At 61.8% G+C, this 14,390-nt stretch carries 19 protein-coding genes and 1 tRNA gene; 7 read left to right on the top strand and 13 right to left on the bottom strand.

What is annotated here, in order from left to right; all coding sequences use genetic code 11:
- Positions 1 to 121: 121 nt before the first annotated feature.
- The 4 genes from mobB to NKH13_RS23755 form a co-directional block, all read right to left on the bottom strand.
- Positions 122 to 631 carry a molybdopterin-guanine dinucleotide biosynthesis protein B gene (gene mobB, locus NKH13_RS23770; RefSeq protein ID WP_352719450.1) on the bottom strand — a complete coding sequence of 170 codons (510 nt, stop codon included), beginning with the start codon at positions 629 to 631 and terminating at the stop codon, positions 122 to 124.
- Positions 628 to 1,257, bottom strand: a complete 630-nt coding sequence (gene mobA / locus NKH13_RS23765; RefSeq protein ID WP_352719451.1) for a molybdenum cofactor guanylyltransferase MobA — start codon at positions 1,255 to 1,257, stop codon at positions 628 to 630. The genes mobB and mobA overlap by 4 nt, the downstream gene beginning before the upstream one ends.
- Before the next feature lie 66 nt (positions 1,258 to 1,323).
- On the bottom strand, positions 1,324 to 2,244 hold the full coding sequence (locus NKH13_RS23760) for a DMT family transporter (protein WP_352719452.1): 921 nt from the start codon (positions 2,242 to 2,244) through the stop codon (positions 1,324 to 1,326).
- 122 nt (positions 2,245 to 2,366) lie between these two features.
- A complete protein-coding gene (locus tag NKH13_RS23755) occupies positions 2,367 to 2,723 on the bottom strand; it encodes a hypothetical protein (protein WP_352719453.1) in 357 nt (118 codons plus the stop codon).
- Positions 2,724 to 2,984: 261 nt separating this feature from the next.
- Between NKH13_RS23755 and NKH13_RS23750 the strand changes: the two genes are divergently transcribed.
- Positions 2,985 to 3,650, top strand: a complete 666-nt coding sequence (locus NKH13_RS23750) for a hypothetical protein (RefSeq protein WP_352719454.1) — start codon at positions 2,985 to 2,987, stop codon at positions 3,648 to 3,650.
- A gap of 51 nt (positions 3,651 to 3,701) precedes the next feature.
- Here NKH13_RS23750 and NKH13_RS23745 read toward each other — a convergent pair whose 3' ends face one another.
- Positions 3,702 to 4,124 (bottom strand): hypothetical protein, encoded by a 423-nt coding sequence (locus tag NKH13_RS23745; RefSeq protein WP_352719455.1) that lies wholly within the window; start codon positions 4,122 to 4,124, stop codon positions 3,702 to 3,704.
- Positions 4,125 to 4,230: 106 nt separating this feature from the next.
- Positions 4,231 to 5,226 carry a GTP 3',8-cyclase MoaA gene (gene moaA / locus NKH13_RS23740; RefSeq protein WP_352719456.1) on the bottom strand — a complete coding sequence of 332 codons (996 nt, stop codon included), beginning with the start codon at positions 5,224 to 5,226 and terminating at the stop codon, positions 4,231 to 4,233.
- 198 nt (positions 5,227 to 5,424) lie between these two features.
- On the opposite strand from moaA, the gene NKH13_RS23735 reads away from it, so the two are divergent.
- Positions 5,425 to 5,778, top strand: a complete 354-nt coding sequence (locus NKH13_RS23735) for a gamma-butyrobetaine hydroxylase family protein (protein WP_023717628.1) — start codon at positions 5,425 to 5,427, stop codon at positions 5,776 to 5,778.
- Between the two features lie 23 nt (positions 5,779 to 5,801).
- Here the strand turns inward: NKH13_RS23735 and NKH13_RS23730 are convergent, their stop codons facing one another.
- Positions 5,802 to 6,230: a nuclear transport factor 2 family protein gene (locus tag NKH13_RS23730; protein WP_352466214.1), complete on the bottom strand. Its 429-nt coding sequence runs from the start codon at positions 6,228 to 6,230 to the stop codon at positions 5,802 to 5,804.
- Positions 6,231 to 6,379: 149 nt separating this feature from the next.
- On the opposite strand from NKH13_RS23730, the gene NKH13_RS23725 reads away from it, so the two are divergent.
- Positions 6,380 to 6,991, top strand: a complete 612-nt coding sequence (locus tag NKH13_RS23725; protein ID WP_352914724.1) for a pyridoxamine 5'-phosphate oxidase family protein — start codon at positions 6,380 to 6,382, stop codon at positions 6,989 to 6,991.
- Positions 6,992 to 7,028: 37 nt separating this feature from the next.
- Here NKH13_RS23725 and NKH13_RS23720 read toward each other — a convergent pair whose 3' ends face one another.
- Positions 7,029 to 7,481 (bottom strand): MarR family winged helix-turn-helix transcriptional regulator, encoded by a 453-nt coding sequence (locus NKH13_RS23720; protein WP_352466212.1) that lies wholly within the window; start codon positions 7,479 to 7,481, stop codon positions 7,029 to 7,031.
- Positions 7,482 to 7,528: 47 nt separating this feature from the next.
- Between NKH13_RS23720 and NKH13_RS23715 the strand changes: the two genes are divergently transcribed.
- Positions 7,529 to 8,437, top strand: a complete 909-nt coding sequence (locus NKH13_RS23715; RefSeq protein ID WP_352719458.1) for an alpha/beta hydrolase — start codon at positions 7,529 to 7,531, stop codon at positions 8,435 to 8,437.
- A gap of 35 nt (positions 8,438 to 8,472) precedes the next feature.
- Here the strand turns inward: NKH13_RS23715 and NKH13_RS23710 are convergent, their stop codons facing one another.
- A complete protein-coding gene (locus NKH13_RS23710) occupies positions 8,473 to 9,087 on the bottom strand; it encodes a TetR/AcrR family transcriptional regulator (RefSeq protein WP_352719459.1) in 615 nt (204 codons plus the stop codon).
- Between the two features lie 98 nt (positions 9,088 to 9,185).
- On the opposite strand from NKH13_RS23710, the gene NKH13_RS23705 reads away from it, so the two are divergent.
- Positions 9,186 to 9,932: a 3-oxoacyl-ACP reductase family protein gene (locus tag NKH13_RS23705; RefSeq protein ID WP_352719460.1), complete on the top strand. Its 747-nt coding sequence runs from the start codon at positions 9,186 to 9,188 to the stop codon at positions 9,930 to 9,932.
- 220 nt (positions 9,933 to 10,152) lie between these two features.
- A complete protein-coding gene (locus NKH13_RS23700; protein ID WP_352719461.1) occupies positions 10,153 to 12,045 on the top strand; it encodes a L,D-transpeptidase family protein in 1,893 nt (630 codons plus the stop codon).
- A gap of 9 nt (positions 12,046 to 12,054) precedes the next feature.
- Here the strand turns inward: NKH13_RS23700 and NKH13_RS23695 are convergent, their stop codons facing one another.
- Together NKH13_RS23695 and NKH13_RS23690 are read right to left on the bottom strand one after the other, a co-directional pair.
- Entirely contained in the window at positions 12,055 to 12,531 is a 477-nt protein-coding gene (locus NKH13_RS23695; RefSeq protein ID WP_292653588.1) for a hypothetical protein, read from the bottom strand.
- Between the two features lie 127 nt (positions 12,532 to 12,658).
- Positions 12,659 to 12,910: a PepSY domain-containing protein gene (locus tag NKH13_RS23690; protein WP_292653589.1), complete on the bottom strand. Its 252-nt coding sequence runs from the start codon at positions 12,908 to 12,910 to the stop codon at positions 12,659 to 12,661.
- Positions 12,911 to 13,105: 195 nt separating this feature from the next.
- Between NKH13_RS23690 and NKH13_RS23685 the strand changes: the two genes are divergently transcribed.
- Positions 13,106 to 13,378, top strand: a complete 273-nt coding sequence (locus NKH13_RS23685) for a hypothetical protein (protein ID WP_352914720.1) — start codon at positions 13,106 to 13,108, stop codon at positions 13,376 to 13,378.
- Positions 13,379 to 13,416: 38 nt separating this feature from the next.
- Here the strand turns inward: NKH13_RS23685 and NKH13_RS23680 are convergent.
- A tRNA-Val gene (locus NKH13_RS23680) sits at positions 13,417 to 13,491 on the bottom strand.
- 101 nt (positions 13,492 to 13,592) lie between these two features.
- The gene (locus tag NKH13_RS23675) at positions 13,593 to 14,276 is read right to left on the bottom strand and encodes a phosphoglycolate phosphatase (RefSeq protein ID WP_352719463.1); all 684 of its coding nucleotides are present in this window, start codon (positions 14,274 to 14,276) and stop codon (positions 13,593 to 13,595) included.
- Positions 14,277 to 14,390 lie beyond the last annotated feature (114 nt).

Here is a 14,390-nt window from a genome sequence, read left to right as displayed (position 1 = left end):
CCCAAGAAAAAGCAACTGCAAAACCGTCGCTTGAGGGAAGGTCATGGTCAGAAAGCGATGACGCTGGGTCAGACGCCTAAATTGGAAAGTAAGTGGGCGGAAACTGTCTTCTGCCGCATCTTCAGCGCGACAGGCCGGTGGCGCGCTCGATGAAGTCAGCTATCGAATTCGTGTCGTCGAGATCGAAGGCCGGCAGGTCTACGCCGACAATGGGGAAGTCGGAGGCGATGGCGACAATGTGTGGATCGCCTGCCGAGAGTGGTGTCCGGTCCTTGGCCTCGAGCCGTCGCGTCTCGATTTTCTTGTGCGCCTCGCGCTTGTAACCCTCGACCAGCACGATATCGGAGGGTGCCAGCCGTGACAGGATCGCGTCTAGCGTCGGCTCGTCCTCGCCGCGCAATTCGTGCATCAGCGCCCAGCGCCTGCCCGACACGACCGCGACCTCCATCGCTCCCGCCTGCCGGTGGCGAAAGCTGTCCGCTCCGGGTTTGTCGATGTCGAAATCATGATGGGCGTGTTTTACCGTCGACACTTTCCAGCCGCGCCGGACGAGTTCGGCCACCAGCTTTTCGGTCAATGTCGTCTTGCCGGAGTTCTTCCAGCCGGTGATGCCGAAGATACGTCTTTTCATGGCCCGATGCTCTGCAACAGATGCGCGGCCTGGGCAAGGTCGTCGGGAGTGTTGATGTTGAAGAACGGATCGATCTCGGCCCCGCCGGATTTCAGGATGGGAAATTCCACCTCGACAAAACCGTGCCGGTCGATGAACGCCGCAACGCGCCGGTTGTCTTCCTCGACGAGAAATTGTCGCAAGGCCTGATCTAACCCTAGCGGCCAGAGTGCAAAGGTCGGATGTCGTTTGCCGCCGGAACAGGCGACCGCGATAGAGCCCGGGCGTGCATAGGCTGCTGCGAGCAGCCGCTCGACCATGTCCCTGGGCAGGAAAGGCGTATCGCCGGCAGCCGTGACCAGCGCCTGGCAAGTCGTGTCGGAAGCCCATTCGAGACCGGTCAGGATCCCGGCAAGCGGCCCGGCATAACCTTTGACGGTATCGGCAAGCACCGGAAGCCCCGTCGCGGCAAACCGTGCTGGATCGCCATTGGCGCTAAGCGCAAGCGGTCCGACCTGTGGGCCAAGGCGCGAAACGACACGGTCGAGCAGAGTACCGTCGCCAAGCGCAAGCAGGGTCTTGTCGCCGCCGCCCATCCGGCTCGACCGGCCGCCGGCCAGAATGATCCCTGCGATATGTCGGCCCATCGTTTGCTGCCTAGACCCAATGACCAAAATCCAGTTTTCAAATCAGACGGTCGTCGACGGTCACGCCTATATGCCGTCCGGCGCCATGTCCGGTCCAGCGCTTTCGGCAGCCGTCTTTTGCCGGCCGACGATCCGTTCGCGGTAGAGTGCATAGAGGCCTGACGCGATGATGATCGTGGCACCGAGGATCATCGGCAGATCGGGGACATCGCCGAAGACTGTGAAGCCAAGCAGGATCGACCAGAGCAGGGCGGTGTAGCGGAACGGCGCGATGAAGGAGATATCGCCCACCCGCATGGCCGTGATGATGAACTGGTAGCCGATGAGCACAAGCACCGCCGCCAGCGCCAGGAACGCCGTGCTTTTTCCTGTCATCGGCGTCCAGCCGCCCATCGGCGAAAGCAGTGCCGCGCCCAGAACTGTCATGGCAAGCGCGGTAGCGGTCGACACCAGCAATGTCGGAATTGCCTGCGGTATCCGCTTGGTGGCGAGATCGCGCACCGCACAGCATGCGACGCTGGCCAGCGCCAGCAGAGAAAAGACGCTGAACCCTTCGAAGCCCGGCCGCACGATGATCAGCACGCCGGCAAAACCGACGGCAATAGCCAGCCAGCGCCGCCAGCCGACGCCCTCGTTGAACACAAGCGCGGCGCCCATCGTCACCGCCAGCGGCAGCGCCTGCAGCACGGCGGAGACATTGGCGATCGGAAGATCTGCCAGAGCAACCAGGAACGACACGGTGGCGCCGGCCTCGCTGGCGACGCGCAGCGCAACTGTCGGCTGCAGCATCGAACCTGGCCGGGCAAGCGCGCCGCGTTGCCACGCAAGCAGGCCAACGAAAAGCGAAGCGAAGGCGCCGCGGATCAGCATGACCTGCGCCATGTTCATCGATTCCGACGAGAATTTGGTGATAGCGTCGTTGAGGGTGAAGCCAGCCATGGCCACCATCATGAACAACGCGCCGCGCAGATTTAGCGAAAGAGGCAAGGCGATTACCGGGTGAGTCCTGCAGCAAGCGTCTAGCAGGCACCCGCAAAACAGCAACGTCAAAGGGCTGGGCCACAGCCTTTCTGTGGCCCGTGACATCTGCCGCGCAAGAGCGGCAGGACTTATTTGGGCGTCAGTACCTCGGTGCCGTTGCCTTCCTTGCCGGCAATCGTCCACAGGCCATGCAGCGAGCCGTCTTCCTGCATTTTGTAGACGACAAGGCCAACCGCCTTGCCCATGACATAGCCGGCGGAGAAGGCATCGTCGTTCCGCATGCAGATACCGTCCGAGGACGAGCCGCCTGTCTCCCAATGGATCGTGCAGGTCGTCTCGCTGGTCAGCGTGATCGTCGCGTCGCCACCATAGGACGACCCATCGAAGTTGGTGCCGGCCACGGCATAGGTGCCGCCGATCGACTGGGCCGCCGCGGGCAGGGCCGCGAGGTTGAGCAATGCAAGAGAAAGAATGAGTTTGCGCATATCGTATTCCCCCACTGGGCGAAGAACCGCTCCAGAGCAGAGGCTAGGCCCGAATGGGCTTGCGGTAAATCCGGTGACCGTTTGCGGACAAGACCTTTTCTGGGTGTGATCCCGAAAAGGTGCCGTTCTAAAGGATGGGTTCGCAGGGCAAATCGATCACACTGCGGCTCGACGAAAATTTTTCGACGAGATCAAATTTGCTCGGCAAGATTCATCAAATTGGTCATTGTAGGCTTCTGATCTTGTCTGGGGAGGTGGTCCATGATGAATGCACGAGGCAATGCGGACAGGCTTGGCACAGGCAGCAGGCGGCACGTTTCGTCGGCTTTCCGGTTCTCTTCTGCACTGGCGGTTATCCTCATGGCGATAGCGCCTGCGTTCGCCGAGAACGACGCTTCGGCGTCGGCAGTCGAACGGATGTCCACGCCGGGTCACGAAGCGGATGAGCTCGCTCGCCGCGTCGGGAAATGGACCGTCGTCAACACGATCTGGCCAACGCCCGGCGTCCAGCCGATCGTGATGACCGGGCTGGTGGCCGAGCGCACGATGATCGGCCCCTTCATGCAGGAGGTGATGCGCCCGGCGCCCGGGTCGAAAGTCCCAGACTTCCAGCGGATAGCCTATTTGAGCTATGACCGGGTGGAGGGCCGCTGGAAGTATGTCTCCATGGACACCCGTTTCCCGGCAGGGATCATGCCCGCCTGGAGTTTTGGTGGCGGGGAGGACGGCAAGATTTCACTGCTGTTCGAGCCGCTTGGTTTTGTCGGGTTCGGCCCCGAGGTCGAAGGGCGGTTCACGGCCTCCGATTTCATCATTTCCAGGGACGGCGACAATCACGAAGTGGCCGAGCAGCATTTCCTCCAGGCCAATGGCAGCGGCAAGAAATGGCTTGCCGTACGATACGACTACACGCGTCAACAACCGTGACTCGCTAGCAAAAACAATAGGCTGCGAATAAGTTCTGACGTCGCCTGATGCTCACGGTCCCCTGAGGCTGCCGGCGATGGCTCCGACGAGCGGGTCGTATTTCGATTTCAGGGCTGGCGGGTAGTCGATCCAGACCGTGCGGATGACACCGTCTTTTCCGAACAGGCGGCGTTCGTAGAAGATGTTCCCGCCTTTGATGCCCGACAGCACCGCCCAGTCCTTGCCGGTCTTGCTGTAGGCGAGCTTGTAGCCAGGTTCCTTGCTGGCTCTCTCAGCGGAGACGAAGGCTGTCGGGGTGTCATCATCGATATTGAGGATACCTGAACAGATCAGGCTGGCGCCATCGGCAGTGAGCCATTGTTGTCCATCGCCATTGTCCGGCTCGGGCTGGCGAAGAGTGAAGATTTCATCCGGAAAGGTGCAGGCGGTACCGAAGCGCTCGTTCGTATAGGTAAATGGCGCGGCGACTGCCATGGTCCCCGCCATCACACCGAAAACCGTCAGGACCGCAAAAAACCGCTGCACGCCTTGCCTCGCGCCGATACCAAGGCGATTATTCTTGCACGAAATCGGCGAAAAATCAGCCGCCGGTGACGCTCATATGCCGCGACACCGAGGGACGGTTGGTGCGGCGATCGATGATGAAGTCATGGCCTTTGGGCTTTCGGCCGATTGCTTCGTCGATGGCATCGGCGACCAGCTCATTGCCTTCCGACGCACGCAGCGGCGCGCGCAGGTCTGCGGCATCTTCCTGGCCGAGGCACATGTAAAGAGTGCCGGTGCAGGTCAGCCGGACCCGGTTGCAGCTTTCGCAGAAATTATGCGTCATCGGCGTGATGAAGCCCAGCCGCCCGCCGGTCTCGGCGACATGGACATAGCGGGCCGGGCCGCCGGTCTTGTAAGGGATGTCGCTTAGGGTGAACTGGCGCTCGAGTGCCGCGCGCAGCAGCGACAGCGGCAAATACTGGTCGGTGCGGTCGGCGTCGATCTCGCCCATCGGCATGGTTTCGATGACCGTCAGATCCATACCGCGACCATGCGCCCAACGCAGCATGTCCGGCAATTCGGCATCATTGAAGTCCTTCAAGGCCACGGCGTTGAGCTTTACCTTCAGCCCCGCCGCCTGCGCGGCGTTGATGCCTTCCATAACCTTGTCCAGATTGCCCCAGCGGGTGATCTGGCGGAATTTGTCGGCATCCAGCGTATCCAGCGAGACGTTAATGCGCTTGACGCCGCAGTCGGCGAGCTCGGCGGCAAAGCGGGAAAGCTGCGATCCGTTGGTGGTCAGTGTCAGCTCTTCCAGCGCACCACTCTCGAGATGCCGCGAAAGCTGGCGTACCAGGTGCATGATGTTCTTGCGCACAAGCGGCTCACCGCCGGTGAGGCGGAGCTTGCGCACACCCTTTTCGATGAAGACCGTGCAGAGCCGGTCGAGCTCTTCCAGCGACAGCAGGTCCTTCTTCGGCAGGAACGTCATGTCCTCGGCCATGCAATAGGTGCAGCGGAAATCGCAGCGGTCGGTGACCGACACGCGCAGGTAGGTGATCGTGCGACCGAAAGGATCGATCATATCCATGCTTATGCGCTTCCCGTGGCCGTGAACGGCTTCGTTATATATGGCTATGTGATACGAGCCAACTTGCCATTCAAGATAGAAGCTCGCAATCTTCGGTAACATTCCGGCGCCGACAGATTATGTCGGAAGTTCTGAAACGGCCTTTTCCCTCGACACGAAGCGGCGTAGGGAAGGGTGGTTCTCCGCAGGATCCACCACATGACAGCGCCGAAGGAACTCAGGGTCTCGAAGGATCGCAAGCTGCTTTCCGTGACCTTTCCGGGCCATCAGCCGTTCGAATTGCCGGCCGAGTTGCTGCGCGTCGCCTCGCCGTCGGCCGAGGTGCAGGGCCATTCGCCCGAACAGCGCGTCACCGTTCCCGGCAAGCGCAATGTAGCGATCCTTAAGATCGAGCCGGTCGGCAACTATGCCGTGCGCATCACCTTCGACGATTTCCACGACACCGGCATCTTCACCTGGAATTACCTGCATACGCTGGGTCATGAGAAGGATGCGCGCTGGGCCGCCTATCTCGCCGAGCTGGAAGAGAAGGGGCTAAGCCGCGACCGTTGAATGGATCCCGCGGGACGCTCCGGTCAACGCAGGATCGCCAGTATCTCGCTGGTGTCGTGATAAAACGGCGTGCCTTCGATCAGCCGATCATCCTTGAAGCGCAAGACTTCGGCAAACGGCTGTTTGATAGTTGCACCATTGGCCCGCGATGTCAGCGAAAGCGAGCAGCTCATGAACACCGTATCATCGTTTTGGGCGACCTGAAGGTCCTCCACCGCCACGTCGCTCCAGATTTCCCGCATCTTGCGGAAAAGGGCGCCAACACCGTCGAGGCCGTTCCAGTCACCGGCATAGGGCAGGGAACGCGGCTCATGCACGACAATCTCGGCATGAAATGCGCTGGCAAGCATATCGAGGCTCTTCGACCCTGATTGCAGGAAACGCATTTCAACATTGAACATGTTTTCAATAAGTTCCATGGCGGTGCGTCGCCGGCCGAGCTGTTTATCCATTTTTGACCTCCGTATCTGTCAGCACGAAAGCGGTTTGCGCTTGTTCGCGGTCCCTCGACACCCGTTTCCTGATGAACGACAAACGGGCATCGTGTCGTGAAAACGTCATGCGTCTAGAGTAGCGCCGGCAAAGGTTTGGAGACGAAAACATGTCCATGATCACCAGCGTCGAACAGCTCGAAGCTCTCTATGGCCTGCCCGGCGAGGCGTCGGTGGTCAAGGAACTCGACCAGCTGATTCCTGAATACGCTGCTTTCATCGAATCTTCGCCGTTTGCTGCACTCGCAACCTGCGGGCCGGAAGGGCTGGACTGCTCGCCGCGCGGCGACCTCGCCGGCTTCGTCCGCATCCACGATCCGAAAACGCTGATGATGCCCGACCGGCGCGGCAACAACCGTGCCGATTCGCTGAGGAACATCCTTCGCGATCCGCGCGTCGCGCTTCTGTTCCTGGTGCCGGGTTCCGGCACGACGCTGCGCGTCAATGGCCGCGCCCGCATCACCACCGATCCCGGGCTCTGCGTCTCGTTCGCAGTCGAGGGCAAGCCGGCGCGCTCGGTGACAATCGTCGAGGTCGATGCGGTCTATTTCCAGTGCGCCCGCGCCATCCACCGGTCGGAACTGTGGAATCCGGCAAGGCATGTCGACCCGAGATCGCTGCCGACCCCCGGACAGATCCTGGAGATCACTAGCCGCAAGAACATCGACGGCGAGGTCTACGACAGGGAATGGCCGGAGCGCGCGAAAAAATCGATGTGGTGAAGAAATTTGGTGGTGAGGGAATTTGGTGGTGAAGCCGTCAGGCGGTCTTCAACACCTCGGCAACCTTGCGCATCTGTTCGCCGATCATGTCGCATTGTTCCGGCGTCGACTGGCTCATCGCCTTTTCGATCAGTGTCATGTGGACCTTCAGCGCCTGCATCAGCAGTGCCTCGCCGGCCTCGGTCAACGTCAGCCGCAGCACGCGCTTGTCCTTCTCGTCGCCCTCGCGGCGCAGCAGGCCGCGGGTCTCCAACTGCGGCAAAAGCATGGTGATGTTGGAGCGGCCGACCAGCAGGCGGCGAGCGAGGTCGTGCTGCGACATGCCGGGATGGCGGTAGAGGTTCATCAGCACGTCGAGCTGCGCCGGCTTCAGGTCGAGTGGCGCCAGCTTCACCGCCAGGGTGCGTTCCACCACGTGGCAGGCACGCGCCACCGCGACCCAGTTGCGAAAACGCGGGTTGTCCCAGGGCAGGTCTTGCTTAATGTTCATGTTTGAACTATTATGTTCATGCTTGAACCAATGAATGGATCGCCACTATGGCATCATTTGGACTGAAGGTCATCCGGGGCACGTTCGGCGTGGCCGAGCATGTGGCGCCGCGACTCACCGGGCGCGCCGCATTCGAGCTGTTCTGCCGCACGCCGCACGAAAAGAGCTTGAGCCAAGGTGAGCGCCGCGCAATCGATCGCGCCGCCGATTTCATGACCCAAGCGCGCCATCACCGGCTAAAGACCAGAACCGGCTGCGTCATGGTGCATGAATTCCGGCCCGAGCCGGGCAGGGCAACTGCCGGCACCGTGCTCGTCATCCATGGTTGGCGTTCGCGCACCGAATACATGCGCACATTGATCGAAGCCTATCGCGATGCCGGCTACAAGGTGGTCTCGCTCGACCTGCCGGGCCACGGCCAGTCGCAGGGCCGCCGGCTTACCCTGGTCAGTGCGGTCGATGCGGCACGGGTTGCCGGCGAATGGTTCGGGCCGTTTGCCGCCATCGTCGGCCATTCCTTTGGTGGTGCCGTTGCCGCCAATGCCGTCGCTGGTTCGATCAGGAACATCCCGCGATTGGCGGCCGGGCGACTGGTGCTTATCGCCGCGCCGAGCTCCCTGCCAGCGATCTTTGCTGATTTCAGCCGCATGCTGAATGTCGGCTCGCGCTCGCAGGTCGCCATGGCCGACCGAGTCGAGCGCATCGCCGGCCGGCCGTTGCACGAGTTCACCGGCGACCGCCAACTGGCAAGCACGCCGCTGCCGACGCTGGTGATCCACGCGCCGGACGACCGCGAAGTGTCCGCCGATCATGCAAGGCTCTATGCGCGCGCCGGAAACCATGTGCGGCTGTACTGGGCCGACGGGCTCGGCCACCGCCGCATTCTTGCCGACAAGGGTGTGGTGGAGCGTGCCGTTGGCTTCGTTGCGGGCAGGCTGGAGCCGTCTCTGCAGTGATCTGAATGTCTGTTCTTGTCTGCCGGGTTCGATCGTCACGCCGCCCCGGTGCCGGCCATCGCAATCCAAGCCGCCATTGCCCCGGCCACCGTCTCCAGAAGAGCCGAGCGCGACGCGCCGTCGCGCGCCTGGATCGACATGCCGTGCTGCACGGTCGCATAGAAGGTCGCGGCCGTGCCGCAGTCGAAATCGGCCGGCAACTCCCCCTCGGCCACGCCACGCTCGAGCCGTCTCAGCAAGGCTTCGCGGTTTTCGGCGCGGCGACGGCGCAGATCATCGCAGATGGCGCCGCGGCTTGAGTCCTGGTGCAATGCGCCGAGCGCGATCAGGCAGCCTTGCGGGCGACCGGTCTGCGAATACGCCTTGGCTGTCTGCCGCAGGAACCGCTCGACGGCCTGGCGCGCGGTCGGCGCCTTTTCCAGCGCGGACCAGATCTCGGTTCCCTCGACCCGCGTGTAAAGCTCGGTTGCCTCGAGAAACAGCGCTTCCTTGCTGCCGAAGGCGGCATAGAGGCTGGGTGAGTTGATGCCCATTGCAGCGGTCAGGTCGCTTATCGACGCGCCCTCATAACCCTTGGCCCAAAACACTTCCATTGCGCGCCGCAAGGCGGCGGCTCGATCGAAGGTGCGGGGGCGGCCTCGTTCCGGCATGGCATCCTTTCTGTATTGGTCGATACATAATTCAGTTGACGTGGTTCAGCAAGGCTGGCAAATATTTATGTATCAATCACTACAAAATGGAGAAGCAGATGTCATACAGAAGCTTGAACGGCAAGGCCGCCCTCGTCACCGGCGGCAGCCGCGGCATTGGTGCGGCGATCGCAAGAAGGCTCGCGGCCGACGGCGCAGGCGTGGCGATCACCTATGTGAATGGCGAGGAAGGGGCGCGTGCGGTGGTCAGGGAAATCGAGGCGGCCGGCGGCCGGGCCTTTGCCATCAAGGCCGACAATCGCGATGCTGCGGCGATCGAGGCGGCAGTCGATGAGGCAGCAAAAGCCTTCGGGCGGCTCGACATCCTCGTCAACAGCGCCGGCATCTGGCGCGCTGCGCCGATCGATGCCCTGTCGCTTGCCGACTTCGACGAGACAATGGAGGTAAACCTCAGAGCCCCGTTCGTCGCCGCCAAGGCGGCAGCAGCGCATATGGGCGAGGGTGGCCGGATCATCTCGATCGGCAGCAATCTGGCGGAGCGTGCCACCGACGCCGGCCTGAGCGCCTATTCGGCCAGCAAGGCCGCCTTGGTTGGCCTGACCAAGGCCTTTGCACGCGATCTCGGTCCGCGCGGCATCACCGCCAATGTCGTCCATCCGGGGTCGACCGATACCGACATGAATCCGGCAGCCGGCCCGCACGCCGAGCATCAGCGCCAGAAGATGGCGATGCCTCGCTTCGGCACGGCCGACGAGATCGCCGGCATGGTCGCCTGGCTTGCCGGTCCCGAAGGGCGCTTCGTGACAGGCGCGGCATTGACCATCGACGGCGGCGCCAACGCTTGAGGCTTGGCTCACGGGCGCTACCATTGATCGGGGGCGATGGCGGATCGGCTCGACCCGTCACGATCTTGTGAAACCGTTCTGCAACAGACGTTCCGAAATTTATGGAAGCTTAACGAAATCAGTATGAATCAGTGTAGTCACGCCTTACATCCGCCATGCGGTGGGCGAGACCGTGACAGCGGTGCGGAACGGGATCCGGTTCAACCGGAGCGGGTGATCCATGAAACTCCTTGGAAACAAAGCAACCGTGCTGCCTTTTGCGGTGGCCGCGGCAATGCTGGCCCTCGGGGCGCCGAAGGCTGAAGCGCAAGGGTTCTTCGATATGCTTTTCGGCGGCGGCGTCAAACACGCGCCGCCGAAAGGTAACTTTCCGCCGCCACCGTCAAAATACAAGCCGAAGCCCAAGGCGCCGGCCGCTTCCGGCGGTGGTGCGCAAATCAGCAGCCCGTCCTATTACACCTACAAAAGCGATCCGCTGGTGCGCGTCGATTTTTCGGCACTGTCGGCAGCGCCTGAACCGGCAACGCCTCAGGATGCTGCATTCGAGCCGGCGGCCACCGGGGCTGCATTCCGCGAAGCCATTGCCGGGCTCGACGGATATGACCTCTACGCCGAGAAGGACATCGCCAAGGCGCTGATCGCCTATTACTCGGCCAATCCGGATTTCATCTGGGTGACGGGAACCAGTCCCAGCAGCCGTGCCGAGGATGCCGTGCGGGTGCTGGGCGAGGCCGCGAGCTACGGCCTGACGCCCGCCGACTACACCGTCGAAGTTCCGGCAGCAGGCGCATCGGCGGGCAATGCCGATGAACGCCTGAAAGAGCTGGTCCGCTTCGAGATGGCGCTGTCGGCCCGCGTCCTGCGCTACGCCCGTGACGCACAAAGCGGCCGCGTCGATCCCAACCGCATGACCGGCTACTACGATTTTCCGCCGAAGCCGCTCGACATGGAAGGGGTGCTGAAGACGCTGGCCCATACCCAGCAAGTGCGCACCTACCTCGAATCGCGGCATCCACAGAACGCCGAGTATCAGGCGCTGCGCGTCGAACTGGAAGCGCTCCAGGCCAGCGCCGAAGACGAAATCACCATCGATCCCAATCTACTGTTGAAGCCGGGGCAGACCAGCCCCGAGCTGCCGAGGCTTTTGACAAAGATCGCGCGCAATCTCGATGACGAGATGGGCGGCGCCTATGGCGAGGTCCTGGCGAGGCTCGCCACCAGCCAGGTTTACGATCCGGAGCTGGTGCCGGTGATCAAGGCGGTGCAGAAACGGGCAGGCATGAAAGGCGACGGCGTCATCGGCCCGCGTACCGTTGCATCGTTGGCCGGAACGTCCAAGGCCGACAAAATTCAGAAGGTTCGGGTTGCGCTCGAAGAGTTGCGCTGGTTGCCTTCTGATCTCGGCAGTCCGCGCGTCTTCATCAACCAGCCGGCTTTCACCGCGAGCTACATCGACGACGGCGAGGAGAAGCTGAAGACCCGCGCCGTCGTTGGCAGGCCCACCAACCAGACTGCTTTCTTCTATGACCAGATCGAGCAGGTCGACTTCCATCCCTATTGGGGCGTGCCGCAGTCGATCCTGGTCAACGAGATGTTGCCGCGGCTGCGCCGGGATCCGGGCTATCTCGACCGCGCCGGCTATGAGGTGGTCAATGCCCGCGGCAAGCGCATTCCCTCCTCCTCGGTCAATTGGGGCGCCTACGGCGCAAAGATACCTTACGGCGTGCGCCAGCTGCCGAGCGAGGCCAATGCGCTGGGCGAGCTGAAGATACTGTTCCCCAACAAGCATGCCATCTACATGCACGATACGCCGCAGAAGTCGTTTTTCCAGCGCGACATGCGCGCGCTCAGCCATGGCTGCGTTCGCTTGCAGGATCCGCGCGGCATGGCGGCTGCCGTTCTCGGCACCTCGGTCGACTACATCGAGGACAGACTGAAACACGGACATTCGACCGAAGACGTGACACGCAAGATCCCGGTCTATGTCGCCTATTTCACCGCATGGCCGGACCTGTCCGGCACCGTCGAATATTTCAACGACGTCTACGGCCGCGACACACGGCTGCAGCAGGCGCTCGACAGCACCGAAGCGGTGCGTTCGCCGGCTAGCTGAGATACGGTTCTAGCGCTGAAACAGCGGACGCCGGAAGCCGGCGTCGCGCCCGGCGATCAGCCAATAGACCAGGCCGGCAACAATGCCTGCCGCGGCAATGATACCGATATCGGCCCAACGCTCCGGGTTCGTGTCGTCTGGTACACTGGGCCAGATCAAGGCGAAGCCGCCAACCGCGGCCGCGGCGCCGAAGATCATATGCAGCCAAAAACTGCGCAGCGAGAAAAACTCGGCAATCAGTGCGAAGATCAGTGTCTGCAGGGCGGTCAGCACGATCGTCAGAAAATAGATGAACATACCAAGCGGCGGCACCAGAAGCACCGCGACGGGTGTGACACCCATGACGTCGAAATAGTTCGGTGCATTTGGCAGCGAGCTCAGCCCGCCATAGATCGCCGCCACCGCGATCAAGCCCACCAATACCGCAACGAAATAACCGGCGAGCATCATCAGAACGCGCTTCAATACGTGCTTCGCCGTCGCCATGCCCACCCCCGCGCGCAATGATAGCACCCAGTCAGCCATCAAAGTCATATCTACGCAAGGGTGTGCCGAAGGCCGGGGGCCTTCGAGGCGCGTCACTTTTTAGAATCTGGACCGTTGGCGGACAGCTTCATTTCGGCGCGGTTGTCACCGGATCATAGGTGATTTCGACTTTGGCCTTGTCGTTCGTGTAATAAATGACGGTGTAGGCGCCGCTGTCCCAATCGATTTCCTTGATGTAGCGGAAGTCGTCGCGCTGCTCGACTTTAGCAATGATTTCCGACAGCTTCTTGGCATTCTGCGGCGGCACCGGATTTTCGTCCGCGGCAAAGGCCGATCCGCCGACAAGCAGCACGGCGGCCGCCAAAACAAGTCTGGACATGGCTTTCCCTCACATCTCGATCAGTAGAAACTCGTTTCCATGCAGGTTTGTTCCGGGATCGCGGAGCGTTGCGCTACAGGGAGACGTCCGTACCTGATTTATGGCCGCCGAAAGAACACGGCGACTGCTTAAAATCATGATGCGTCGTCTCAACATCGCGGCCATAATAGTGCCGGTGGTCATTCGGGGGTCTACATGCAAACGCGTCATGCCATCATATTTGTACTTTTCACACTTTCCATCCTGGCCATTTCGATGCCTGTGCAGAAAGCCGCAGCGCTTGAACCTGAGCGCTATACAGTCTATTGCGCCGACGACCGTATCGAGGTTTCGTTCTGGGATATCGAGCAGATGAAGGTGCGGGCCGGCTCCAACGTTTGCCAGTTCCAGAGCTATACGAGCTACAGCAGCGCTTTGAATTTTGCCCAAAAGAATTTTGGCGGCGAGGGGGCTACCTGCAGCTGCTAGCCGCTCTGGCTTGGCTTGAATTGATTCAGGAAAGCAGATGGTGGGCGATGCAGGGATTGAACCTGCGACCCCACCCGTGTGAAGGGTGTGCTCTCCCGCTGAGCTAATCGCCCGCTCGTTGCCCGAAGGCCAAGCGCGCCGCGATATAAGGGAGGCCGGCCTGCGAAGTCAACCACTTGTCGGTCGGCATCTGCGGTCCGCCTGATGCCCGGCTTCAGCCTTCTGCCGAGGCCATCAGTCCTTGTACCAGGTCGAGCGTCAGAGAATCGAAATGCGAGATTACCGCCGACGGTTCGAACTCTCGCACATGGCGGTCGGTGTACCCGAAATCGACTGCCACCACCGGAATCCCGGCGGCCTTTGCCGTGTCGATGTCGGTCTGCGAATCACCGACCATCAGTGCACGGTGCGGGTCGCCGCCGGCGCGCGCGATGGTCTGCGTGAGATGGCGCGGGTCGGGCTTGCGGAACGGAAAACTGTCCTGACCGCAGATCGCCGCGAAATGCCTGGTCAGGCCGAGCGCCTCGATCAATGCCACCGAATTGGCCTCGTATTTATTGGTGCAGATGGCCAGCAGGTAACCGGCTGCCTCGAACCGTGCGATCGCCTCGGGGACGCCGGGGTAGGGGCGCGATTTGCCGGGGATGTTAACGGTGTAATGGTCCAGAAACAGCTTGAGCAGGCGGTCGTGCTCCTCCACTGCCAGCGACCTATGCTGCGCTGCGTGAGCGCGCTCGATCATCACCCGGCCGCCATGGCCGACGAAGCGCTTGAAGCCGGCTTCGTCGACGGCCGCGAGCTGGCTGGCGGCAAGGCTGTGGTTGAGACTGTCGAGCAGGTCCGGCGCCGTGTCGATCAGCGTCCCGTCGAGGTCGAACACGATGATCGGTCGGGTCATGGCCTGTCCTGTGACGATTTGATTGCCGGCAGGCGATAGCCGCTGCGGCCCGTTCAGGCAAGCCGGCTTATCCACCGCGGGCAAGGTCCTTTGACCAGCCCGGCAAAAATGCTA

The organism is Mesorhizobium sp. M1348 (assembly GCF_040317925.1).
Lineage (GTDB): Bacteria > Pseudomonadota > Alphaproteobacteria > Rhizobiales > Rhizobiaceae > Mesorhizobium.
Note: the sequence above shows the minus strand (reverse complement) of the source record. Positions and strands in the feature narration are given on the sequence as shown.